The organism is bacterium Scap17 (genome assembly GCA_013376735.1).
Taxonomy (GTDB): domain Bacteria; phylum Pseudomonadota; class Gammaproteobacteria; order Pseudomonadales; family Halomonadaceae; genus Cobetia.
The window spans coordinates 1,206,365-1,228,777 of sequence record VINJ01000001.1 but is presented as its reverse complement, the minus strand read 5'-3'; the positions used below and the strand labels follow the sequence as shown (position 1 = coordinate 1,228,777).

At 56.7% G+C, this 22,413-nt stretch carries 30 protein-coding genes and 1 tRNA gene; 10 read left to right on the top strand and 21 right to left on the bottom strand.

What is annotated here, in order from left to right:
• Positions 1-21 precede the first annotated feature (21 nt).
• The 14 genes from FLM52_05340 to FLM52_05275 all read right to left on the bottom strand — a co-directional run bounded on the left by FLM52_05340 (position 22) and on the right by FLM52_05275 (position 9,379).
• Positions 22-2,085, bottom strand: a complete 2,064-nt coding sequence (locus FLM52_05340; protein ID NVN55222.1) for a phage terminase large subunit family protein — start codon at positions 2,083-2,085, stop codon at positions 22-24.
• Positions 2,078-2,578 carry a DUF1441 family protein gene (locus FLM52_05335; GenBank protein ID NVN55221.1) on the bottom strand — a complete coding sequence of 167 codons (501 nt, stop codon included), beginning with the start codon at positions 2,576-2,578 and terminating at the stop codon, positions 2,078-2,080. Before FLM52_05335 ends, FLM52_05340 begins: the two co-directional genes overlap by 8 nt.
• 282 nt (positions 2,579-2,860) lie before the next feature.
• The gene (locus tag FLM52_05330) at positions 2,861-3,154 is read right to left on the bottom strand and encodes a hypothetical protein (GenBank protein NVN55220.1); all 294 of its coding nucleotides are present in this window, start codon (positions 3,152-3,154) and stop codon (positions 2,861-2,863) included.
• A gap of 489 nt (positions 3,155-3,643) precedes the next feature.
• Positions 3,644-4,069 (bottom strand): hypothetical protein, encoded by a 426-nt coding sequence (locus FLM52_05325; GenBank protein ID NVN55219.1) that lies wholly within the window; start codon positions 4,067-4,069, stop codon positions 3,644-3,646.
• Positions 4,057-4,410 (bottom strand): phage holin, lambda family, encoded by a 354-nt coding sequence (locus tag FLM52_05320; protein ID NVN55218.1) that lies wholly within the window; start codon positions 4,408-4,410, stop codon positions 4,057-4,059. Before FLM52_05320 ends, FLM52_05325 begins: the two co-directional genes overlap by 13 nt.
• Positions 4,411-4,454: 44 nt before the next feature.
• Positions 4,455-4,985, bottom strand: a complete 531-nt coding sequence (locus FLM52_05315; GenBank protein ID NVN55217.1) for a glycoside hydrolase — start codon at positions 4,983-4,985, stop codon at positions 4,455-4,457.
• A gap of 70 nt (positions 4,986-5,055) precedes the next feature.
• Entirely contained in the window at positions 5,056-5,262 is a 207-nt protein-coding gene (locus tag FLM52_05310) for a hypothetical protein (GenBank protein ID NVN55216.1), read from the bottom strand.
• A gap of 3 nt (positions 5,263-5,265) precedes the next feature.
• Positions 5,266-5,547: a hypothetical protein gene (locus FLM52_05305; protein NVN55215.1), complete on the bottom strand. Its 282-nt coding sequence runs from the start codon at positions 5,545-5,547 to the stop codon at positions 5,266-5,268.
• A gap of 231 nt (positions 5,548-5,778) precedes the next feature.
• Positions 5,779-6,336 (bottom strand): hypothetical protein, encoded by a 558-nt coding sequence (locus FLM52_05300; GenBank protein NVN55214.1) that lies wholly within the window; start codon positions 6,334-6,336, stop codon positions 5,779-5,781.
• Positions 6,337-6,371: 35 nt separating this feature from the next.
• A complete protein-coding gene (locus FLM52_05295; GenBank protein NVN55213.1) occupies positions 6,372-6,875 on the bottom strand; it encodes a VRR-NUC domain-containing protein in 504 nt (167 codons plus the stop codon).
• On the bottom strand, positions 6,872-7,156 hold the full coding sequence (locus FLM52_05290; protein NVN55212.1) for a hypothetical protein: 285 nt from the start codon (positions 7,154-7,156) through the stop codon (positions 6,872-6,874). Before FLM52_05290 ends, FLM52_05295 begins: the two co-directional genes overlap by 4 nt.
• Before the next feature lie 181 nt (positions 7,157-7,337).
• A complete protein-coding gene (locus FLM52_05285; protein ID NVN55211.1) occupies positions 7,338-7,694 on the bottom strand; it encodes a hypothetical protein in 357 nt (118 codons plus the stop codon).
• Complete coding sequence (locus FLM52_05280; GenBank protein ID NVN55210.1) at positions 7,687-8,430, bottom strand: hypothetical protein; 744 nt, start codon at positions 8,428-8,430, stop codon at positions 7,687-7,689. Before FLM52_05280 ends, FLM52_05285 begins: the two co-directional genes overlap by 8 nt.
• A complete protein-coding gene (locus FLM52_05275; protein ID NVN55209.1) occupies positions 8,372-9,379 on the bottom strand; it encodes a hypothetical protein in 1,008 nt (335 codons plus the stop codon). Before FLM52_05275 ends, FLM52_05280 begins: the two co-directional genes overlap by 59 nt.
• A gap of 68 nt (positions 9,380-9,447) precedes the next feature.
• Here FLM52_05275 and FLM52_05270 point away from each other — a divergent pair, with 68 nt between their 5' ends.
• A complete protein-coding gene (locus FLM52_05270) occupies positions 9,448-9,633 on the top strand; it encodes a hypothetical protein (GenBank protein ID NVN55208.1) in 186 nt (61 codons plus the stop codon).
• Between the two features lie 20 nt (positions 9,634-9,653).
• Here the strand turns inward: FLM52_05270 and FLM52_05265 are convergent, their stop codons facing one another.
• The 3 genes from FLM52_05265 to FLM52_05255 all read right to left on the bottom strand — a co-directional run bounded on the left by FLM52_05265 (position 9,654) and on the right by FLM52_05255 (position 10,841).
• Positions 9,654-9,974: a hypothetical protein gene (locus tag FLM52_05265; GenBank protein ID NVN55207.1), complete on the bottom strand. Its 321-nt coding sequence runs from the start codon at positions 9,972-9,974 to the stop codon at positions 9,654-9,656.
• A 79-nt stretch (positions 9,975-10,053) separates the two neighbouring features.
• Entirely contained in the window at positions 10,054-10,518 is a 465-nt protein-coding gene (locus FLM52_05260; GenBank protein ID NVN55206.1) for a tellurite resistance TerB family protein, read from the bottom strand.
• 92 nt (positions 10,519-10,610) lie between these two features.
• Positions 10,611-10,841 carry a helix-turn-helix domain-containing protein gene (locus tag FLM52_05255; GenBank protein NVN55205.1) on the bottom strand — a complete coding sequence of 77 codons (231 nt, stop codon included), beginning with the start codon at positions 10,839-10,841 and terminating at the stop codon, positions 10,611-10,613.
• Between FLM52_05255 and FLM52_05250 the strand changes: the two genes are divergently transcribed.
• From FLM52_05250 to FLM52_05220, 7 genes are all read left to right on the top strand, one after another.
• The gene (locus tag FLM52_05250) at positions 10,842-11,654 is read left to right on the top strand and encodes a helix-turn-helix transcriptional regulator (GenBank protein NVN55204.1); all 813 of its coding nucleotides are present in this window, start codon (positions 10,842-10,844) and stop codon (positions 11,652-11,654) included.
• A gap of 294 nt (positions 11,655-11,948) precedes the next feature.
• Complete coding sequence (locus tag FLM52_05245) at positions 11,949-12,224, top strand: hypothetical protein (GenBank protein ID NVN55203.1); 276 nt, start codon at positions 11,949-11,951, stop codon at positions 12,222-12,224.
• A gap of 565 nt (positions 12,225-12,789) precedes the next feature.
• Entirely contained in the window at positions 12,790-13,077 is a 288-nt protein-coding gene (locus FLM52_05240; GenBank protein ID NVN55202.1) for a hypothetical protein, read from the top strand.
• Positions 13,078-13,336: 259 nt separating this feature from the next.
• Positions 13,337-13,780: a hypothetical protein gene (locus FLM52_05235; protein ID NVN55201.1), complete on the top strand. Its 444-nt coding sequence runs from the start codon at positions 13,337-13,339 to the stop codon at positions 13,778-13,780.
• Positions 13,777-14,691, top strand: coding sequence for a DNA cytosine methyltransferase (locus FLM52_05230; protein ID NVN55200.1), 915 nt, complete (start codon positions 13,777-13,779; stop codon positions 14,689-14,691). Before FLM52_05235 ends, FLM52_05230 begins: the two co-directional genes overlap by 4 nt.
• A 13-nt stretch (positions 14,692-14,704) precedes the next feature.
• A complete protein-coding gene (locus FLM52_05225) occupies positions 14,705-15,025 on the top strand; it encodes a hypothetical protein (protein ID NVN55199.1) in 321 nt (106 codons plus the stop codon).
• A gap of 236 nt (positions 15,026-15,261) precedes the next feature.
• Positions 15,262-16,113 (top strand): DNA adenine methylase, encoded by an 852-nt coding sequence (locus tag FLM52_05220; protein ID NVN55198.1) that lies wholly within the window; start codon positions 15,262-15,264, stop codon positions 16,111-16,113.
• A 10-nt stretch (positions 16,114-16,123) separates the two neighbouring features.
• Here the strand turns inward: FLM52_05220 and FLM52_05215 are convergent, their stop codons facing one another.
• Positions 16,124-17,818, bottom strand: a complete 1,695-nt coding sequence (locus tag FLM52_05215) for an ATP-binding protein (protein NVN55197.1) — start codon at positions 17,816-17,818, stop codon at positions 16,124-16,126.
• A 387-nt stretch (positions 17,819-18,205) separates the two neighbouring features.
• On the opposite strand from FLM52_05215, the gene FLM52_05210 reads away from it, so the two are divergent.
• Positions 18,206-18,439 carry an AlpA family phage regulatory protein gene (locus FLM52_05210; GenBank protein ID NVN55196.1) on the top strand — a complete coding sequence of 78 codons (234 nt, stop codon included), beginning with the start codon at positions 18,206-18,208 and terminating at the stop codon, positions 18,437-18,439.
• Here FLM52_05210 and FLM52_05205 read toward each other — a convergent pair.
• Together FLM52_05205 and FLM52_05200 are read right to left on the bottom strand one after the other, a co-directional pair.
• Positions 18,408-19,652, bottom strand: coding sequence for a tyrosine-type recombinase/integrase (locus tag FLM52_05205; GenBank protein ID NVN55195.1), 1,245 nt, complete (start codon positions 19,650-19,652; stop codon positions 18,408-18,410). The genes FLM52_05210 and FLM52_05205 overlap by 32 nt on opposite strands.
• A 161-nt stretch (positions 19,653-19,813) precedes the next feature.
• Positions 19,814-19,890: transfer RNA gene (locus FLM52_05200), tRNA-Arg, on the bottom strand.
• A 403-nt stretch (positions 19,891-20,293) separates the two neighbouring features.
• Here FLM52_05200 and FLM52_05195 point away from each other — a divergent pair.
• Complete coding sequence (locus FLM52_05195; protein NVN55194.1) at positions 20,294-21,235, top strand: lysophospholipase; 942 nt, start codon at positions 20,294-20,296, stop codon at positions 21,233-21,235.
• A 230-nt stretch (positions 21,236-21,465) separates the two neighbouring features.
• Here the strand turns inward: FLM52_05195 and FLM52_05190 are convergent, their stop codons facing one another.
• The gene (locus FLM52_05190) at positions 21,466-22,305 is read right to left on the bottom strand and encodes a tryptophan synthase subunit alpha (protein ID NVN55193.1); all 840 of its coding nucleotides are present in this window, start codon (positions 22,303-22,305) and stop codon (positions 21,466-21,468) included.
• Positions 22,306-22,413 lie beyond the last annotated feature (108 nt).

Sequence of the window (22,413 nt, the reverse complement as noted above, 5' to 3'; positions counted from 1 at the left end):
CAAAGGTTGGCCGGCCACGCCCTATAGGCGCGACTTGACCACCCGCCGGCGCTTGCGCGCGGCCGGTGGCTTGGGTTGAGTGACGGCAGGGGTGGCGTCTGGCGACTGCGAGATCAGTGCGTTGTCATCCCAGGCGGCTGCCCAGGGCGGCGGCGCGTTCCAGTCGATGCGCTCGCCTTTCATCAGGATGAACAGCGCCAGGTTGTACACGCACAGATCAAACGCCTCATTGGGGCGCTTGCCTGGCTTGCGCCATTTGCCGCTCGCGGGGTCGCGGATCTCATACGTCAATTCGTCATACCACCAGCGCCCCAGCCAGCTGGGTGTGTGCAGGTAGCCCGCGCCGGCGTTGTCGCGGTCCATCATCGCGGCAACGGCGTCTTTCAGCAGATCGGTGCCCAGCAGGTAGAGCGGCACGTCACCGCGCGCAGTGGATTGGCGCGACTTGCGGCCGGTGTTGTCCGGCCATGTCTTGCGCACCCGCGAGCTGCCGCGCGTGCTCGAGCCTTTGACCAGGAAGGCGCGCGACTGCAGGCCATCGCGGCGCAGCCGGCGGTGCCAGTCATACGCCTGGCTGGTCACGCTCTCCTCGCCCTCGCCCTCGCCGCCGGTATCCACCGCGATGGATGCCACCGGCATGCGGCGGCCGCTTCCGTCCTCGAGCTTGTAGCTGCGCAACAGCACATCACGGGTCAGTAGATCCCAATCCTCTGGCTGGGTGGCCGGAGAGATGGGGCGCGGCTCCTGGTCATTGTCGGGCCCGCGGTCCTCCTTGAGATTGAAACGGTCGATCACCCAGCACTCGCGGTGCGCGCCCCAGCCCTGAATCTGCACGACAAAGCGGCGATCCTTGCCGCCCTGTACATCCACGGCGGCGGTCAGGAAGCGCACGCCCTTGGGCACGGTGCGGCGCTGGTAATCCTCGGAGCGATCAGCCAGCCGCTCGCTCGAGCGTTGCGTGGCTGCGCGCCGGCGAAGATATGGCCGGCCCCAATCGGTGTTGATCACCGCCTTGAGCGTTTCCTGGCTGTCAGTCTGCTGGTACGTCTCCTCGGCACGCCGGAGCTTTTCATTCAGCGACGCCCAGGACTGGAAGGCCGCGGCCGGCCCCTCCATCCAGAATGAGGCGATCCGCGATCTGCGCGGGGTGCCGATCATCTCGCCGGCCTCATTGAGCTGGGCACCCTCGGGCACCCAGCAGCCGGCCAGGTTGAGCTGACGCTTAGCAGCGGGGTCGATCTCGGTGCCGCAATGCGGGCAGAACACGCACCCCGCCTGCCGCGAGAAATTGTCCATCACCGGCGGGAACCACTGCCGGCAGTGCGCCTCGGGGCACTGCCAGTACCAGAGCCGCCGGTCGCCGGCGTTGAACAGATCCAGAATGCCGGTGGTGGGCGGTGCCATATGCGGGGCATCGTCGGGTCGCCGCCAGTCGGGGTCGGTGATCTCGCGCCCTGGCGAGGACTCGGCCAGCGTCATGCCGGTTGAGCCAAAGGTCTGGGTTCGTTTGCTGGCGAGCAGGAAGGCGCTACCCTCGCCATCCACGTCATCGGGCAGGCGGTCGAAGTCGGTGATCAGCACGAACTGATAATCGCTCGAGGCAAGGACGTTCTTAGACGGCCATTTGATGCCCAGGTAGTTGCCGGCGCGGAATGTCTTGTCATGCACGTTGTTGTCGTGGCCGCGCGGACTCATGCGGCCGACCAGGCGAGGCGAGTTGACCAGCATGCGGTCAATGCGTTTCTTACTGAACTCGCGGGCCTTCTCCTCACTGATCTGCACGATCAGGCCATCGCCTGGATCACACTCGATCTTGTACGCGACATAGCCATCCACCAGCGCGTTAGTCTTGCCGGTACGTGCGGGGCCGACAAAGATCACGGCGTCATATAGCCGCGATCCCATGCAATCCAGCGGCTCGCGCATGTAAGGGGTGGTGTCTGCGCTCCAGTCGCGCACGGTGCCGTCACCGCTGACCACCTTCATGACCTCGGCCGCTGACTCGCTGGGCTGGATGCGGCGAGGCGGCCGGATCAGCTCGGCCACGTCGCGCCGGATAGAGGCGGCACTGGCGGTGCTAGTCATCGGTGCTCTCTCCATCATCCGCGATTATTGCCTGGTACATCTGCTCGCGCAGCGCGTCGGTCACCTGCTCCACTAGTTGGATGCTCTCGGGAGCCAGGCCGGCGTCGCGCTCCAGCATGTCGGCCAGCGAATCCAGACCACTGGCCACCGCCTTGGCCAGCCGGCTCATCTCGCGGTGCGCATCCTCAACCGGCACCAGCAGGCGCAGCTGCTGCTCGAGCTTCACGCGCTCGGTTTCGGACTGATACCACGCCTTGCGATCCTGGGGCGGCAGATCATCGGGATCACCGCCGGTGGCCCCGATCATGTCGGAGTAGAGCGCGGGGCCGACATCCGCCAGGGCATAAACGCTGGTACTGCCACGCTGGCCGGCCGGCACTACGCCGGCGGCGCGCAGCCGCTTGCGCACGGTGTCGCGGTGTAATCCGAAGGCGTCAGCAATGCGCGTGATATTCCAGTGGTACGCCTCTTTTAACGCGCTGATGTCTGCCATGCTCTGGCCACCTCTGCTGATCACGTCACTGCCGAAGCATCGGCACCATCGGCACCTCGAAAGTCAATAGCTATGCGGGATTGCACGCGGTGCCGCTGCCGACGCTAGAAACCCGAAAAAATGCCGAGATCCGCGAGTCTGCGCCCCCGTGGTAACTTATCTAGCAATAGAAAGAACCTAAACTTTCAGCCATTGAACTTTTATTCAAAAGTAGCTAAAAAAACTATATAGAGAGCACAAAACAATGGGAGATCACCTCCCATTGTTTCTGTTAAGAAAGTTCTATATTTGTGCCATTCTATTAGACACGAGATCATCTAAAACTACAGCTATTGCTGAAATATAATCGGCTTGCATTCTTAGGCCACCAATCACATCACCCATAATCTCATCGTTCATAAAAGACGTATCCTTCTCACAAGCTTTACGCGTAAGATCTTCCTCAATCAGAGACATAAATGAACTTAGGTGGTTACTGATAACATGCAACTTCCTTATTTCACTATAGAAACGTGAGTCGCCGACTACATTGTTTGTTTTTTTCATCACTTCATCCCCTTCATTCATATTTGACAAAACTGGTATTCCTAGTGCTGTGAGCAATAGATACTACATATACAGCTAATGTAATCTGAACTTATAACAATCTACACTGGAGAAAATACTCGATTCTCACACTTACATCACACAAACCATAATCTTCTGAGGCCCTATATTACGTAAATTAACACTCGTTTATATAGCAATCCTCTTCCTTGTGTACTCATCGTTATAGTGCGATATCGGGATGCGTAAAATTTTTTTCAAAAATTTTCGTACGTGCCCTGAAACCATTCGTAAATGAATTCGATGACCTTCTATAGGATCTTCACGAAAGAAGCGCGACTTAGCACCTAAAATCTTCGATAGATCTCTCGTAGAGCTAAACGATCCAAGTTGGCCTGCCTTCTAACCTCTTCATAATCGGCCAGCAGGCTGAGCAGATCGCGGTTGGATGTCACTGGCCGATCAGGAGCGGGCAGTGGATTGAGCAGGTAGCTCGGCACATCAGGCGTGCACTGCCACTCAGTGGGCATCACCACTGGCTTGCTCTCGAAGGCGCTGCAGCCACTCAGCAGCAGCGTCAGGCACAGGCCGGTCAGCCCAATCCCCAGTCGGCGCATCGTCTCTCTCCATCCGGCGTGCAGCTGCCCGGGCAGCCATGATTGAACGGTAATCCAGAGCGCGACTGGCCTCGCGTGCCTCCAATGCGACGGACAATCGCTTCATCTGATTGCCGTAATGCAGCGCCATCATCTCGAGCCCGCGGTTGACTGCCTTCTCGGTGGATAGCTCAGCCTTGAGATCATTGGCATGCTGCTCGGCCTTGGTCGCCTCATAGGTCTTCATCGCACCCCAGCCCAGCACCACTGCCATCAGGACGACCTCGATCTTCACGCCTGATATCAGCTTGCGGCCCCATGCCCACGCGGTCGTGATCAGTGCAGCCATCGTCCCAGCACCTTATCGAAGATGGCGTCAGACTTGGCACGCAGCCACTCGACACCGAGGAAAGCGATCGCAGCCCCGATGGCCACGGCCATGTCCTGATCCAAGCCACCCCAGTCCAGCAGCGGCTTGAGCGCCAATGTCAGGCCACCCACCAGGGTCGCCTCGAGCAATGACTTGTAGAAGCGGCCACCAGCATGCAGGCCGCGCAGCAGTGCGATCACGAATGACAGACCCGCTGCATAGAGGTTGGCTTGATACGGCTGTAGCCACTCCAGCAGCATCTGCCATGTCGATGGATCGCGGTGTGGCATATCGGCGGACTCGTGGTCGTCATCATGCATATGGCCTCCTGAGTCGGTAGGCCCTGCGTAGTTCGTCGTTATCGTTATGCGATGTGGCCGCCAGCACGCACGTACACGCCCAGCAGCTCATCGGTATCAAGCTCACGCTGGCCATAACCTGCCCCCGGCAAGCTCGCCCAGATGCGCCGGCAGGCGTGGATGGCATCAGCGATGCGCCCGTCATACACCAGCCCCAATGCTCGGCACTGGCGGATCAACTGCTTGGCCGCCTCATCCTGCGAGGCTGGCGAGAAGTCGCGCAGGTGGAAGCGCTTGGCCAGGTCATCCCAGGTACGGATCAGAAATTGATAGCGGCCAGCTGCCGTCGAGTGAATGCCCAGATTCGGCAGCCATACCGACTGGCGGGGATGATCATCGAAGCCGTCGAAGGTCTTGCCGCCCACCAGCACGTCATAGCCCTCTATCGAGCTGAAGCGGGGCGTGCCCTCGGCATAGGCAATGGTGTCCAGGAAGGCCGCCAGATTGCTGGCATCATCAGCCGCTGGATCAACAGGCGCATCGAAGCCCACCAGCTCGACCTCATCGAGCCAGTGCGCGGGGGCATGTGCAGGCATGGGCATCACCGGGGAGCAGATACGAAAAAGCCCCGCCAGATGGCAGGGCCCACAGAATTACAGGTTCATGCTATGAAAATCGTCTATGTGCACGGCCGCGCGTCAGTGCCGCTTCGGCAAGCTCATGTGTAAGCCGTGTGAACTCACATTCTTCGATGACGTCATCAAGCGCTATCCCCATGTCATCACACACAATACATAGAGACTCGCCCAGAAGATCAAGATTACCTTTTCTGGCTTGCTCCACATGAGTCACACTGATGATGTCATCGAGCATTCGTCACTCCATAAGACTTGATGCAGGGAAAGCCCGCTCAGTGATGGCACTTGTGGAGAATACCTTTCGCAATGCTTGACGCGCCTCCAATTGCTTCTGATCCCGACGTGCTTTGTTGCACGCCTGCAAAGCCAGCTCTCGGGTGAGCCCCAGATGCTGGTAACGCTCAACAGCCTCATGAACAGCCAGGTCCTCAGCTTCTATGATTCGATTGAGCTCTCGACCTAGACGTAAAACATCACCTTTCTCCCCGCTCACCACCAAGTTACGAGTGATATTTTTCATTCTTTTTGTATCCGTACAGTAAGTTTCGTAACCAAGGTACTGCTACAGAAGCGTTTACACTTCAACGGAGTGATATTCAGAAATTATTGACTCGCATAAAACCGTGCGGAAATACAACGAAAAAGCCCCGCCAGATGGCAGGGCCTTGAAATGAGCGGTGATCCAGAGACACAAGAATCACACAATAGCTGGATCGTACCCTCAAACCCTCGTTCTTGCAACATGTAGTAGTCAGGCAGCCATTTCAGCCTGAGAAAGCACCATATGCAGTAGTGATCCACGACCTCGAGATGCCGCACACTGCATCGACTTGGCCGACTTGAACGGCGCCACCTTCACTGCCCCGGGCACCCAGCCCAGCCGTGCCAGAATCGCCACCTGCGCCGCCACGGCCTGCGATTGGGTCATCATGCGGGGTGACTGGCAATGCTGTACCGGCGGGATGGCATAGGCCGCCAGCAGTACCGCCATACGCTGTCGATCACTCAAGCGTGACAGCAGTGCCGCCGCCATCGTCCGCCACTGGCTTTCCTGCTGATAGCGCTCTGCCGCCTTGCCGACGTGATCCACCAGGCCCGTGCACTCGCCTCGCCCTTCCCCCATGCCGCCCACCGATGACACTTGATGCCATCCGGCATTCTGATGGCGTAGCCCGGTGCGATACTCGATCTCCTCCTCGAGCAGCTCATCCAGAGCATGCGCCAACGCCTGCTGACGCCTCACGCCCTCCGGCAGCTTCTCGATCAGGCGAAAGGTCTCCGCCAGCCCCATCTCCTCGATCCGCTGCATGTCCTGCCCTCCTGCTCCGGGTTGCTACGTGAGCACTATGCCGTTGCCTTGCGCCACTCACTGCCATGCGGCATCACCTCCGGCTCACCGGCCACCACCGTCTCGGGCCAGCTCGCATAGGCCACCAGCACCGCCTTGGCCTCATCCACGCCCTTGGCCAGCACTGCCAGATAGCCATTGCCCTCCATCTTCTCCAGCCACTCACGCTGAGACTTCGCCAGGGCGGCATCATGTGGCGGGGCTGCTTTGAACTCGATGTAGAGCCCGTGATACCCACCGCGGGCCGTGGCCACCACCAGATCGCTCACCCCAGCCCGCACGCCCTGCATCTTCAGGTCTGCTGCCGTCTTCTTGTTGCGCTGGCCACCATTGGGGACGTGGAAGGTCACACCGTGCAATAGCTGCCCCACCTGCATACCATTCTGCTGCTGAGCGTACAGCCAGCGAATCAGCACCTTCTGCTCCAACCCTTCACGGTCGATGCGTGGCGCCGACTTGCGGGCCGCCACCTTGGCGGAAGGATGTGCTGCCCAGCTCATTCAGGTCTCCTTTGCGCCGACTGCCAACGTCGGAAGTTGGCGATGATTCGTGGCAGCATCTGGCCAGATCGCTTGCTCTTGTCCATCTCGGCCAGGGACGAAACACCACACGCTTTGCAGAGGAAATCCACGCCATCCTCATATTGATGAGTCCCATCCGGAATGGTGTTCTCATCAAGCTTGTAGCGATGCCGTTTGGCGTGATCGAGAAATAACAAGAACCCCTCAGCAGCCAACAGCATCTCGGCCATCTGGGCATACTTGCCCTCTATGCTTGCCATCACCCTGCTCCCCTTATCCGAACACCCTTGGCGTTGTAGTGTGGCCTACCCAAAGCAATGCAGCGCTTGCACGTGCCCAGGCAGGCCGCCATCTGACTGACTGCTACTCGCCTACGACAAGCAAAGCAGCGGCGCAGGGCTGAACGATTCGGCCGCCTGTAGCTGCCAGCGGGGCGATAGCTCACTGCAGAGCCTCCAGCATGTCTGGCTGAGACTTGCCCCGAGCAAGATGCAGCAAGCGATACTCATGGGCCGCACTCTCCCCACGGCGGCGACTCTCCACTCTTACCCCATGATGACGACGCAGATCTCGCAGGCGGGCGCTGATGGCGGCTTCACTATCCAGCCGATCGAAGCGGGCAAGGATTTCGGCGGCCAGCTCATGCAGCATCAGCCATGAGCGCGATTCACTGAGCGCCAGATAGGTACGGCCCAGCTGACTTGCGGGATTGTCCAGCGTCGCACGTCGTGGCCGTGGAGTTCTGCCAACATTGGCACCGCCCGTGGTTATGAATTCATGATGCTCATGATTACCCATTTGCTAACCCTCCCCGCATAATCTTCAGTGCTTGAGTCGGTGTGATGCCTGCCAGATCTCCCGCTGCTTGGCGTGCTTTGTCTTCCCCCGCCATGACGGCAAGTTCCGCCGGTGACAGTTGGCCGTCATGACCAATCGCCGCTTGCGGCTTGAGGTCTTCGCCGCGGGCAAAGCGCTCCACCACCTGCTGGTAGTACACACGGAAAGCGCGCTCGTGCTTGTCCATGCGCTGATAGGTGGCCGAGGCCATGCCGTGCAGGTCCATGTGCTTGCCTGCGGCGGCGATGGCCTCATGCGGGTACGGCTTGCCGGTGAAGGCGTGGTCCTGCAATGCCTGCCAGGCGGTATCGAAGTCCGGCAGGCCCAGCCCCTCGGGCGTCATCTGGCATAGCTCGGCGAACTGCATGGCGCTGTCCGGCGGGAAGGCGTTGCCACGCTGTTGGAGTGACTTGGCAGTGCGGGCCTTCTCGGCCTGCAAACCACAGCGCAGGTGCTGGCCGCTCAGGTGGCTCAGGGCCGCCAGCCACTCGCCTTCCACGTCACAGCTCACCCACTGGCCGTTCTCCTCAGTGCCCCAGCCCATCTCACGGCAGCGGCGGTGCCAATGGGCGCCATGCAGCTGGGCCAAGCGATCGAACAATGCATCCACCGCCTTCTGGCTCACCCGTGGCAGGTCATCACAGCCACTCGCCATCGATGATGTCGCCGGACGGCGGCTGGCCTTCGGCTTGTTCACGGCGGCGCTGCTCAATGAGTGCACGCCCTTCAGCGGCTGAGAGTTTCGAGTTACGGATTGGACCAGTTGAGCGACGGCTTCCATGGGTGCCTCCAGCGTTGCGTGCAGTGTTGTTCGATGAAGTGTTGGCGTTCTGACTCATGCGGGCCTGACGGGCCGCCTCTCGCTTGCGGTTATCACTCACCCAGCGCACGAACTTCGCGCACCAAGCATGATGCGAGTACGTCCGGCCCGGCTGATCCGCAAAGTGCGCGGTGAAGTCCGCCAGCTCGCCCTGATCCCATGTCAGGCTCGGGTCGCCACGGCGTAGTGTCTCTGCCTGCCAGTAAGTGGCATTCGGCTGCCAGTCCAATGTCATCAGCACCTGACGGGCCCCGGCAGTCACTTGCGGCTGGCCGTTGTCAGCCTGCTGGGCCGCTCGCTCAAAGATGCTCGGCTCGCCCGCGCAAGAGAGAGAGGGGTTAGAATCATTGGTACCCTGATTCGTCGGAGATTTTTCCGACCCTGGCACGGATATTTTTCCGACCCCGCTCGGAGATTTATCCGAGGTCGGATTTTTTTCCGACCCTTGAGAATCAGGCGCCGAGGGACGGATCGAAGATTTTTCCGACCCTGCCGAGCGGTTCCAGGTCACACCCTTCTCGGTTAGGCGCATGTACGTCCGGTTGTCGCAACTGGTCATCACGATCAGGTCGAGCTTGGCCAGCTGCTTCATGAGTCGGTAGGCGGTGTCGTGCTTATCAGTCAGCAGCGGAAGCTCTTCGCAGATCTTCCCCTTGCCGATGTTGAAGTAGGTGTGGCCATCGATCTGACGCGCATCTGCCCAAGTCGGCACCTGATGCAGAAACGCAAACAGCACCGCCTGCTGAGCATTGAGTCCCCACTCGACGGCCTTGACTTGGTTGATAGTAACGAGGTACTGCATCAGCGATATCTCCACATCGTGCATTGACGACTCGTTTGTGATCGGGTGTAAGCTAAGGCGATCACAACACGCGAGAAACGATGGAGCGGGACATGGATAACGCGAAGCACGAAGCGGCGCAGCAGGATGAAATTGAGCGCGAACGTCGAGCGGTTAAGCTTTTTAATGACTTCATCGATGAGAACGCCGACGAGCTCAAGCTGATCGCGCATTGGGGCGACGGGCATTGCGGTTACATGCTTCACATTCTTCAGGAGAAGCTCAGCCGGAAGCCGTAGGGATATTCGTGCCGTGATACTCATGCCGATACCTCATCGCCCTTGGCGGCCATACCCAGCGAAAGACGCTCGGAACGCCCTGCCTCGCTCATGTGGTGATCGATCGACAACGTGCGGCGAGCATCTTCCTTGGCCGTCTCGCCCTGCCCCTTGCCACACTCCAGCAGGGCCACCACAGCCAGGTGGTGTTGCATGCTCATGCGCAAGTCGATTACGCCACCCACCCGCTCACGTTTCTCGATGGCCACCGCCAGTCGATAGGTTTCCTGCTTGAGTTCCTCGCAGCTCCAACCGCGATAACTCAACAACAAGCCCTTGGCTTCACTCGTCTTGATCGTCATGCCATACTTCCTTGGCGTAGTTGAGGTGCCCCGTCATGGTTTGGTCGCCGGCGGGGACTTCTTTGCATCTAGCGCTTCGTTACTTGCCAACCACTTTCAGCGGCTTGCGCATCGCCTGCAGCTGGCCCATCAGAGTGCTCATCTGCTGCTCGATGGCCTTATGCTGTGCTTCCAGTTGTGCAGCCTCTTTGTCATCTATCTCGCCATCCGCAATCGCCGCCTGAATCAGCGCCGCCATCGCCCCCTGGCCCTGCTGTGCTTTCAGTACAGATGCGAACACGTCACCACGGCTCACCTCGCCCTGCGCATAACGCGGCACCGCCACCATGCCCAGGTGATCGAGGAATGGGGTGATCAAACGCATCTGGTGCTCGCGGTCCACGTTCCAGAAGATCCCCACCACATCGACCAGACGCATCGGCATGGGGTCGTCCTCTGCCACCCGGCGGTAAAGCGACTTCACCGACATGCCGATATCGCTTGCCAGCACCTTTGGGCAGCACTCGAAAACCACGTCATGTACTGCATCCAGATAGGTATCCATGTCACGTTCAGGGGCTGTATGGCTGTCCATGGTGAATCTCTCCGTGTTCGTTCCGTTTAAGCCGATATGGGCGGCCGGCTATTCTGTGGCTGTCAGGCGGTATGCTTGTTGGGCATGAAGCGATTCCGGATTTCCGAAGCCTCAACCACAGAAGGTGAAAGTCCCGCGATGGCCTCTGCATGACTGGTTTCGCCGGTATATTCCGTTCTTGGCAGGCACCCCCTCTCGATCCACTTGTAGACGGCACGGATTGAAACGCCGCAAGCCTTGGAAACCGCCCCCACACCTCCTGCCTGCTCGACCAGTTCGCGCAAGGAGTTCATTTGTTTGCCTTTGAATATGTACCAAAAGTACATAATAGACATGTACTGAAAGTCAAAGCAAGTCCAATCATCATTGGACCCATGGTTCATACACTGTCTGAACGGGATGAGTTTGCCTCCCGCCTAAAGAAAGCGCTTGCCGAGCAGGGCATCCCTGATCGCGGCCAAGGCGTGCATCTAAAAAATCTCACAGGCGTCACCCCTAAGGCCGCCAGCAAATGGCTCAATGCTGAGTCAATGCCAGGACAGTCCAAGCTGGTGCTGATCGCCAAGGGGCTAAACGTGCGTGCGGAATGGCTGAGGTTCGGAACCGGGCCAATGAGAGAAAACAGCAAGAATGAGCTGATTTTCCATGAGGCCGAGTTTGTGGATGGAGACGTTCCACTCCGAGAGGATGAAGTTGAAATTCCCTACTTCCGGGAAGTGGAGATGGCCGCGGGAGATGGCCGTACACAGGTGATCGAAAATCACGGAGCGTATATGCGCTTCAGCCTGCCACGCCTGGCCCGTGCAGGTGTAGATCCCAAGCAGGCCGCCTGCGCCACTGTCACGGGCGATTCAATGGAGCCAGCCATTTTCGACGGCTCCCCCATCGGTATCGACAAGAGTTGCCGTCACATCATCGACGGCAAGATCTACGCACTGGATCACGGGGGGATGCTGCGCGTGAAGCGACTCTATCGCCTGCCCTTGAACCGTATGCGTGTGGTCAGCGATAACCACATCGAGTATCCGGAAGAGGTCTACACCCTAGGGGACCCCGACGCCCCGAAAATCATCGGTCGTGTCTTCTGGTGGGAAGTGTTTGCCTAACGAAATCCTCTCGCGCACGCGCATAACCAGAGAGTGATTCTAATAGGTAGGTTCTAGGTACGACGCTGGTGTCGCTCTCCCCCTGACACTGGTGTCACCCTCCCTTCCCCGCTCTCGTTTCTGCCTATTGGCTAAATCACCTCTCGATCATCAGGCCGCTCCCCGGAGCGGTTTTTTGTACCCGCAATCCAAAAATGTACTATTGGTACTTGACCAATACTGAACCATTAGTACATATTTGTTCCACATCGACACGGCACACCGCCATCGTCACTGAGTGGATTGGAATAGCCCATGACCGACACAGCCCGCAAGCATCGTTCAGCCATCACCCTCGCCGTCATCGTCGGCGGTCTGGTCACGCTCGCCAGCCTCACCCAGCAGACCGATGGCCCGCGCCAGCTGACCGCCAGCGAAGCCGAATACTGCGAGATGACCGCCATGTGGCAGGAAGACGCCAAGGCCGGTTTCGCCGAATCACAGCGCCGCGGCTGGCCGGACTTCCATGGCAATGCCGCCAGTCTCTGCTCCCCTCAGATTACGCATGGTCAGCAGCTCGCCAGTCGCTGATCAAGCCTCGCCCCACGGCCAGCAGGTGGTGCCAGTGGGATTGCGAGCATAACCACCCGCAGGTAAGGCGCCGGTTCCTCCCTTGCGCTAGCGGCCTTACCCCCGACACCTGGGCAAGTGGTGTGACAGCTGGAGAGACAGCGCTTATCAGAGGGCATCGGCACTGCCGGTATCGCCTGATGAGTCCCGAACCGCCGGGCAATGCGGCTGCTCTTTAACAATCAGGCATGCCCAGCCCGCCCGTAGCGCTAGACACGCGAGAGGCCGCTGGGAGTACGCTGCCCAGGGCTGTCGAAATACTGGGAATGGTATGGGGCTTTGCCAATGGCAGAGCCCACTAGAGAGTGCACTGGCAAGCCATCACACAGCGCGACGGCTTCCCGATGCTCTTTCCCTGCAGTGCCTGTGCTACCCCGTCACGTCCATGACGGGGCCTTTTGGCACCACCCTTTTCATCGTGTCTCTCGGCGCACCTTGCCCACCCCAACCGGTGGGCCTTTTTGTGCTCACACGCCAGTCTCTTCTGGGGGCTGACCTGTGCGTTCAATCACTCAAGGAGGACAGCATGACGCTCTTTCTTCGATCTCGGGCCACCGTCGATGGCATCACCGCGACGATGGCCGAACACGCCGAGCGGCTCGGTATCGGGGAAGGGACACTCATGTCCCGCATGACGCGCTTGGGCCGTCATGACCCGATACTACTGCTTGAGCCAGCCACCAGGTCTCGCAAGCCAGTGCCTTCACCCGGTCAAGAAGAGATCATCAGCACCTTGAGACGCACGCCCGCCGGCCTGTTGGCAACTGCCAAACGACTGGGGGATTACGCCTTACTCAAACAGGCATCGCCATGATTAACCCCCTACTCATTGCCGCCACTTGCCTGGCGGCTTTCTTTTACCTACTCGCAGGTGGCTGGCTCGACACACTGCTCACCAAGGATGACTGATATGACCCGAGATCAACTGATGGCAAGCCTGATACACCTCCCCCACCCGTGGCCGCGACCCGAAACGGAATGCAGCCTGCCGACCGACAACGGCCACGGCGATCTCGAGGGCTGGATCAAGGGACCGACCAACAACGAATGGCACTACGCATGGATCGGCGCCCATGAGCGCCGCATCGTCATTACCCGGGAACAATGGGAAGAGGCGTTGCTGGCACACGTCCAACATCTCGAGCGGCCAGCCTCAGCAGATGAAGTCGATCCAGGCGATTGGAATGGTCCCTCTTTTCTGCCGCCAGTGGTGTGTGTGCGAAGCCAACTACTGCGAGGAATGGCGCAAGTGTGAGGTGATAGCGCTTTTCAAGCAGTCTGCCGGCATGGTGGCGGCATTCATCGTTGATTGCGGTAACGGGGTGATGTCTCTGGATGCGTACGGGGCTGATTGCTTACGTCCCATCCGCAGCGAGCGCGAGACGGCGATTGAGGACATGAAACAGATAACCAAGGCCGCGGCTGACGCTCATAAGCGCGAGCTGCACGGGGCACTGTCGGAAGAGTATCTGTTGGGCGCGCTCTACGACGCAGGCCATCGGAAGGTGAAGCCATGAACATCATCGACCTCTTCGCCGGTGCAGGTGGATTCAGCACCGGTGCCAGCATGGCCGGCTGCAACGTGGCATGGGCTGCCAACCACTGGCCGGATGCTGTCGAGTGGCACAGCCGCAACCATCCGAACGCAGCACACATCTGCCAGGACTTGCATCAGGCGGATTGGAGCCAAGTGCCCGCGCATGACCTGATGCTGGCGTCACCTTGCTGTCAGGGTCACAGCAAGGCGAGAGGCAAGGCCAGCGGTAACCCTCAGCACGATGCCAGCCGCGCGACTGCCTGGGCAGTGGTATCAGCTGCCGAGTATCACCGGCCGCCAGCCATCCTCGTGGAGAACGTACCCGAGTTCCTCGATTGGCAGCTCTACCGCCCCTGGGTGCTGGCCATGCATGCACTGGGCTATGCCGTCAGCCCGCATGTAGTGGACGCCGCGGATCTCGGCGCCCCACAGAACCGCATCCGCATGTTCCTGGTACTCACCCAGTCCGCCCAGCCGCTCAAGCTGAACCTGCCGACACTCGATCACCTGCCGGCCGCCAACTTCATCGACTTCGAGGCGGGCCGCTGGCAGCCCATCGAGAAGCTTGGGCGAGCCGCCGCCACCCTGGAGCGAGTGCGCGCGGGCCGTGCCACCCACGGTGACCGCTTCCTGATCAGCTACTACGGCAACACCAAGACGGGAAGATCGCTGGATCGTCCCATCGGCACCATCACCACGCGCGATCGCTGGGCCATCGTCGATGGCGACCGCATGCGCATGCTCAGTCGTTGGGAGTGCCGGTCGGCCATGAGCTTCCCCGATACCTACCAGCTGCCGGACAACCATCGCCTCGCCGTGCACCTGCTCGGCAACGCGGTATGCCCTACCCCGGTCAGTCACATCATCAAGGCGCTACAGCAAGCCGCTTGAGCGTGAGGGGCCTATGCGTCAGGTATCGCAAGCATCGTGGGAGCCGCCAGCGCATGGGCCATGCCCGCAATGTGGTGGCAGCGGCACATTCCAAGGCGTCTTCCATCGTTCGCCCTGTGCTCACTGCCACGGCACTGGGTACGCCGCTGACGATGGTGAGGCGCTGCCCCTGGAAGACCTGATCGTGATGATCAGCCATCGACGAGATCACTGGCGCCGCAAGTACGCATTGATGATGCAGATGCCCGGTGTGCAAGACGCGGTGGCCAATCATGCCGCCGCGCAAGAAGAGCAGGCCCTAGGCTACAGCTCGGGCCGGTATCAAGGTGACTAATGCCGTCAGAAAGCTCCCTTTTCTTCCGGACAATTCATGACTAGCTTTCCAAGCCAAGCCATAGACATAGTGATCAGAAAATGTTAGTGAGAAAAAACGGCGTTACTCACTGCCCCACAAGCTATATAATAGGGTAGTCAAGCGGATAAAATTTCAGTTAGTTCAAATGACCAACATCAGTTTACATGCATAAACTAGTAAAACTTATAGTGTTTGCTTGAGAAGTGGAGTTAATAATGCTGTCTTTTGCCACACCATTGAGATACCCAGGAGGAAAAGGGCGTCTAGGAGAATGGTTTTCAAAACTTATTGAAATCAATGAGCTACGTAACTGTCATTTTATAGAACCATATGCTGGGGGCGCAGGCTCAGCAATATACTTATTAACACAAGAAAAAGTAGAACAGATTACAATTAATGATAGCGACCCTATAGTACATAGTATATGGTGGGCGTTAGTGAATGACGGCGACCGCTTCATTGACATGATAGAAAATGCTGAACTCACTATCGACGAATGGTACAAGCAGCGCGCAATAGTGCAAAACAATAACACTGACGACATTACAAAGCTTGGTTTTGCAGCATTTTATCAGAACAGAACCAATCGATCAGGAATTATAAAGGGCGGCGTGATTGGCGGCATAGCTCAAGAAGGGAAATATAAGCTCGACGCAAGATTTAACAAAAATAGCCTAATAAAAAGAGTTCGCAGGATACAATCCCTGTCCGACCGGATAACTATTAGATGTGAAGATGGCATCAAACTAATGGCTAATAACGGGAAAATATTCGACAAAAAAACACTAATATATATAGACCCACCATATTACAACAAAGGGAGCCAACTTTATAAAAATTACTATAACCCTGACGATCATAGGCATGTTGCAGATGTGGTTAAGCATCTCAACTGCCCTTGGATCACTACGTACGACAACTGCCCTGAAATAGTAAACCTCTACTCTGGAGAAAAGACACAAGAGTTTAGTTTTTCTTATTCAACACATACCTCAAGACCGAAAGGAAAAGAGGTATGCTTCTCCGGGAATCTTAAGAAAATTCCCAAAATATACCTAAAGAGGTGATATTCGTTTGCTATAAAAAATCTGGCTCTATATTGTACGAATTACTATATACACATTTGGCAGCCTCAATAAAAGCTTTATTAAAATTTTCAACCTCTTCAGAGTTATCTAAGGCCCAAAGGTGGAATGGATTATATTCCTGAGGGCCTTTAATCAAACCCTGAATGTGCTCACTCTTGTAAAATTTTTTAAACATCACTCTCGGCGTTTCTTTAAATTCCTTCGCCTTATTTCGGCTATCAACTAATTCCGCAAAGTCGGTATCTATACTCATGTCTGCATCAGCTATACCCAGCGATTCACGCAAAGAACGATTATCACGCATAAACACTGCTTTGGTATAATTATATTTGTTATCCCAAAATTTCGTATCACTTGCAGGCTTTTTGGCCAAGAACTCGAATACAAGCTGATCTGGAGGCACAGAACCAGGTAGTTTGACGCAGTTTTTATATTTTTTATCAATAGTCACATCAGCATCGAATACTAAGATACTATTTTCCGAAAATTCTTTAACTCCTGCTTTGATAAGCGACATATATTGGTCGCAACCCAAGGTAACATCTTTAATTAAATTAAAAAACTTCAACAGCTTTCGTGACCTGACTAACTTATAGAAGAAATCATATGCCTCCCCATCCTCAAAATACACATTGATTTTTGGATAGGCAAGCTCTTTAGTATGATTTACTGTTTCAATCTTTAAATCAGTTATAATATCCAGCCAACTCACATCCTGTCTGACAACAATATCACCAAATGTATCTGTCAGATAAACCACTTTATACTTATTATCTTTAGAAGACTGCCCTAATGAATATACACCTTTTATCATAATAGGTGAGTGTGAAGATATCACAACTTGTAAATTTAATTTATTCGAAATACTAGCCAGCAGGTTGATAAAATCTGACTGCGCAGCAGGAAATAACCCGGCATCAGCTTCATCTATTATTAACAAACCACCATGATATTCTGGAGACTCGGCTTTTAGCTTTTCAAATGACATCAGTGCTGAGACAATTTGCCCAACATTATCCTCGCCAGAGGACACTGAGTCGTGATCATAACTTTCTCCGTGCGCCACAGCAGAATTGATATCTCCTCGTGTCGCAGTTACAGAATTACTGCCATTTTTACTAAGAATACGATTACTAAGTTGAGAGAAACGCTCAGCGTTAGCATTCAAATATTCTATGTCTACGGTTGTATAGCTTTTTCTTTGGCTTATTGGCAACAGCCTTGATAAGCTAAGATATATTACAGGATGAGTTACATTCCTAGATGTATTGCCAGTCGATGATTCGATATTATTTCTAACAACTGGCCTTGGATATGGCCTATCGGATGATTTAGTAAAACTAAGCTGCAACTTTTCCGGTGTTTTATTAAAATAACCATCATGAAGATCAATATGAATCTTTGAGCCCGAAACATCATCAAATCGTTTTGAAAGTCTAAAGTGATCTGAAGGCAAAGATTTAAAATCACCACCATGCAAAGTTTTCGCCGAGATAGTTACGAGATCTTTCTTTGAATAATCTTTGTCATAGCTAAATATTTGCGCAGCTATACCTAAAATGGTTGATTTTGAAGTACCATTCTTACCGCAGATTACGGTGATTCTCTCTCCAAACTCTACCTCTATGTCTTTCAAGCCACGAAATTTCTCTATATTAATTTTTCTTAAAATAGTTTTTGACATTACCCTGCGCCCTTATTCTATCGGAACTTATGAAAATAAAGCGGTCCGAAAATATCCACTGCATGAACAATAGACATGCAATAATACATCCATAATTTTATATCGGCCAGACCGAAGCCATACTGGCACTAAGCATTTTTGCAAAGAGGCGTTACTAGCTATCTTATAGTATCTGTCAAACAGATAAAGATTGCTAGCATCGATAACCCGAACAATACCTTTGCATGACCTCTTTATACCAAAGATGTCGATGACGCCTTCAAGCCAAATTTCTCAAGCCAAATTTCTCAAGCCTAAATCTTATGGCCCAGCATAACACTACGCAAGTGCAGCTAGCCCTAGCCTCAAGTTCGAAGCGTTATCAAGACAAGTAAACAGGAGATGACCATGACAGACACAGCCACTCACCAGCCGCTGCGCTTCCTCCGCACCCGAGAAGTCTGCGAGAAGATAGGCCGCAGCCGCTCATCACTCGAGAAGCTGCTGGTAAAAGACCCTAACTTCCCTCGCCCCATCAAAGATGGTAATGGCCGGGCATCAACCAACTACTGGTACGAGCATGAGGTTGAAGCATGGATGAGCCAATGGGCTATGCAGTTACGTCCCGCTGACGACGCTTGAACTTGTCCCGCTTGGCTTTGGTCATGCCGACTTCCAATGCCTCAAGGTAGTCGGCATACCACTGCATCATCTTCCGCCTCTGCTCAAGGTACGACGCCTGGTTGTACACCCCCTCCAACCCGATCGGCTTGTGCGCAAGCTGCATCTCCGTCCACTGTAACGGCCACCCATGCTCACTCAGCAGCGTCTTGGCCGTGTGGCGGGCTCCATGCCCCGTCATCCTCTCCTTATACCCTGCATTCGAGAAGCAGCGATTGATCGCAGCATCCGACAGGACAGGTAGCTTTGCCCCCTCCCCAGTGAATACATACTTCGATCGTCCGGAAAGAGGACGCATCTCTTCAAGCGCTTGTAGTGCTTGACGACATAGTGGCACGACATGATCGCGGCGCATCTTCATCTTCTCCGCGGGGATGTGCCACGACTTGCCCTTGATCTCACTCCATTCCATCCATCGCACCATGCCTGGCCGCGATGCCGTCCACACAACCATCCAAGCAGCCAAGCGAGTAGACCGGCGGCTGGTTGTCATACGCAGCGCACGCAGAAAGTCTGGTAGATCTTCTTCCAGTAGATGAGGACGAGGCTTGGAGACAGGTGCCGGCGCCGCAACGTCCAGCAGGTTCGAAGCCGGGTTGTTCTCGCAATAGCCGTGAGCAATGGCGAAGTCGAATATCCGGCGCAGAAAAGCCCGAGACTTCTCAGCAATATTGAAAGCCTTGCGGGCCTCAATGCCTTTCTGAACGCGCACACAGTCAGCTCGGGACACCTCAGCAACTGCCTTATCTCCCAGTGCAGGCAACGCATCATTATCGAGCCAATGCCTCATCTTGGTCAGCGTCTTGGCCGATCTCCCCTGTATCTGCTTGTGCTCGTACCACTGCTCTGCGACAACCCCAAAGGTACGGACACCACCGCCCCCTCTAAGGTGCTCCCGGGGATCAATGCCGTCGGCTACCAGCTCGGCAATCTGGATAGCTTGAGCTCGCGCTTTCTTGGCCTTGGTGTCCGGGTAACCCCCTACTCCCATGAACGACCACTTTTGCGTGATCGGGTGTTTGTAGCGAACCTCCCAGCGCTTGCGGCCAGATGGCGACACGACGAAGTAGAGACGGTCCAGGCCATAGGCCTCACGATACTCACGCGCTTCTGGCTCGAGGGTAGACAACACGGTGTCTGCAAGCGGTCGCCGCTTGATAGCATCACGCTTCATGTATGGTGCCCATGTATGGTGGAACCTCACCATACACCACACCATACACAGGCTTCTAGGGTGAATACATGTATAAATATACAGTATTACGGACCCAATAAAGGTAAAACAAGGAGTTACGAGAATATAAGAGGAGGGTAAAGCAGGTAAAAAGAGGGACTTGGCGCCCCCTGCAGGAGTCGAACCTGCGACCTGCCCCTTAGGAGGGGGCCGCTCTATCCAGCTGAGCTAAGGGGGCGTAGCGAGCGGAAGTATAAGCCATTGAAGTGGCGAGATAAACCCGGCAATTGCTGCGCCGCCTGCATCACGCTCCTGTCATCAGCTACATGCTTGAGGCACCGGATCAATAACCTGATGGCATGCTCGACGCCTGATTTCGGTGTCATGCTCCTTGACTGACTGAGACAGCCTCATGAAGCGGCCTATGTCTCAGTGATAGTAACCCACTGCGATGCGATGAATATGAGTCCAGCGTCATTCGATCGGCACTGGCGTCGATCTTCATCCGGCTCTCGAGCGCCACTCAGGCCTTTGAATCGAGCGCGTTCACTCCCACAACACTGACAGCTCAGACTTCAGATACCTGACAGCATGATCCACACGGAAGCCTCGGGCGTAGTACACACATCACGCCATTCGCCATGGAGAGCCACTCCTTGAACGCTCTGCTGCCCTTAGTGTCAGTCACACTCTGCATACTGCTATCGGGATGCGGCCCGCACTACCTTGCGGCCAATGACATCCACCAGGCTCCTTACCTTGAGGAATCCTCCACCTCATCCCATCTCGTGACCCGCGACGCCACATCGCTGGCATGGGAGTCCTGGCAACCTGCGCAGGCAACCCCTCAACGCGCCATGCTGCTTGGCCTGCACAGCTACGGCGACTTCCGGCGGGCATATGCCGATCTGGGTCCGTGGCTGGCCGGGCAAGGCATCGTGACCTACGCCTATGATCAACGCGGTTTCGGGGAGTCCTGCCAGCAAGGGCGATGGCCGGAGTCCCCGTTGCTGGTCGAGGACCTGATGGACGCCATCACGGTACTTCGCCAGCGCCATCCGAACCTCCCCTTGATCGTGGCAGGCGAAAGCATGGGCGGCTCGGTGATACTCAATGCCCTCGCCCACCACCCGGCGCTGTCGATCGATGGCAGCCTGCTCGCTGCCCCGGGCGTCCGCGGTGGCATCCGCTGGCGCTATCTTTACAACGCAGGGCTCTGGACAGCGGCGCACCTGATCCCCGCGGCCAGCGTGGAGGTGCCACGCAGGTACCCCGAAGGAGAACTTCAGCCCGTGGCCGCCAGGCGATTGGCCGAGGATTCCCGCGTCGTGCATTCCGTGCGCCTTGATGCCTATTACGGTCTGATACGTTTCACGGATCACGCCAGCGATGACATCGCGGCGCTTTCTGCTGACACACGGCTGCCACCCACCTTGCTGCTTCACGGTGATCGTGATGACACCGTGCCCCGTGTGGCCATCGAGCGGCTGGTCAACGACTGGCCGAGCGCCTCACGCGATACGCTCGAGATACATTACCTGCCCGAGGCCCCCCCACCTGCTGCTGCAATGGCACGACAGTGAGCAGGTACGTGGGCGGATAGCACACTGGTTGGCCGAGATCCTGCCAGCGCGCGCTTCACAAGAATGAAAGCAAGAGTGGGAGTAAGAACGAGGCGATGGACGTGACACGCCGCGTCGTTCCGATAGCGCGTGCCCTACAAACAGCAACGCCCCGAACAGGGTTCGAGGCGTTGCTGTCTATCTATCTAACTATCGCCCCTGCGAGGGGCATGCTGGCCGCTAGCCAATGATCACTGACGCGCGGTCTTCAGGGCGTCTGCCAATTCACGGGTCAGGGCATGCACTGCCTGAGTGCCCTGCTCCGGCGTCTCGGCATTGGCCTGCAGGTCAATCAGGGCGGAACCGACCACCACGCCATCAGCGAAGCGCCCGATACGTGCTGCCTGTTCCGCGGTACGGATACCGAAGCCGACCGCGACCGGAATATCGGTATGCTCACGAATACGACCGACCTCGGCCTCGACCTTCTCGGCAGTCGGTGCCGCGCCGCCGGTCACGCCATTGCTGGAGACGTAGTAGAGGAAGCCCGAGGTGTTGGCCAGCACACCCGGCAGGCGCTCGCTGTCGGTGGTCGGTGTGGCGAGGCGAATGAAGCTGATGCCCGCTTCGCTGGCCGGGACGCACAGCTCGTCATCGTGCTCCGGCGGCAGATCGACGACGATCAGGCCGTCGACACCGGCCTCGCTCGCCTGCTCGAGAAAACGGCTCACGCCACGACGATAGATCGGGTTGTAGTAGCCCATCAGCACGATGGGGGTGTCCTGATCGCGCTTGCGGAACTCGCTGACCATCGCCAGGGTGCGGTCCATGGTCTGACCGGCCTTCAGGGCACGCTGGGTAGCATGCTGAATGGCCAGGCCATCGGCCATCGGGTCCGTGAACGGCATGCCCAGCTCGATGACATCGGCGCCGGCGTCCGCCATGCCGAGGAAGGTCGCGAGGCTGGCATCGTAGCCGGGATCGCCCGCAGTGATGTAGGTCACCAGCGCGGCACGATTCTCGGCGCGCACAGCAGCGAAACGACGGTCAAGACGGCGGCTGGCAGTAGTGTCGATAGCGGAAGTGCTCATCAATAGACTCCGAATTTGCTGGCCTGCAGGCATCGATGACACCTGCAGGCAAAGAAGACATGGGGCGCTCAGATTCGATCAGCGACTGACGAACCTGACGCCGGGCAA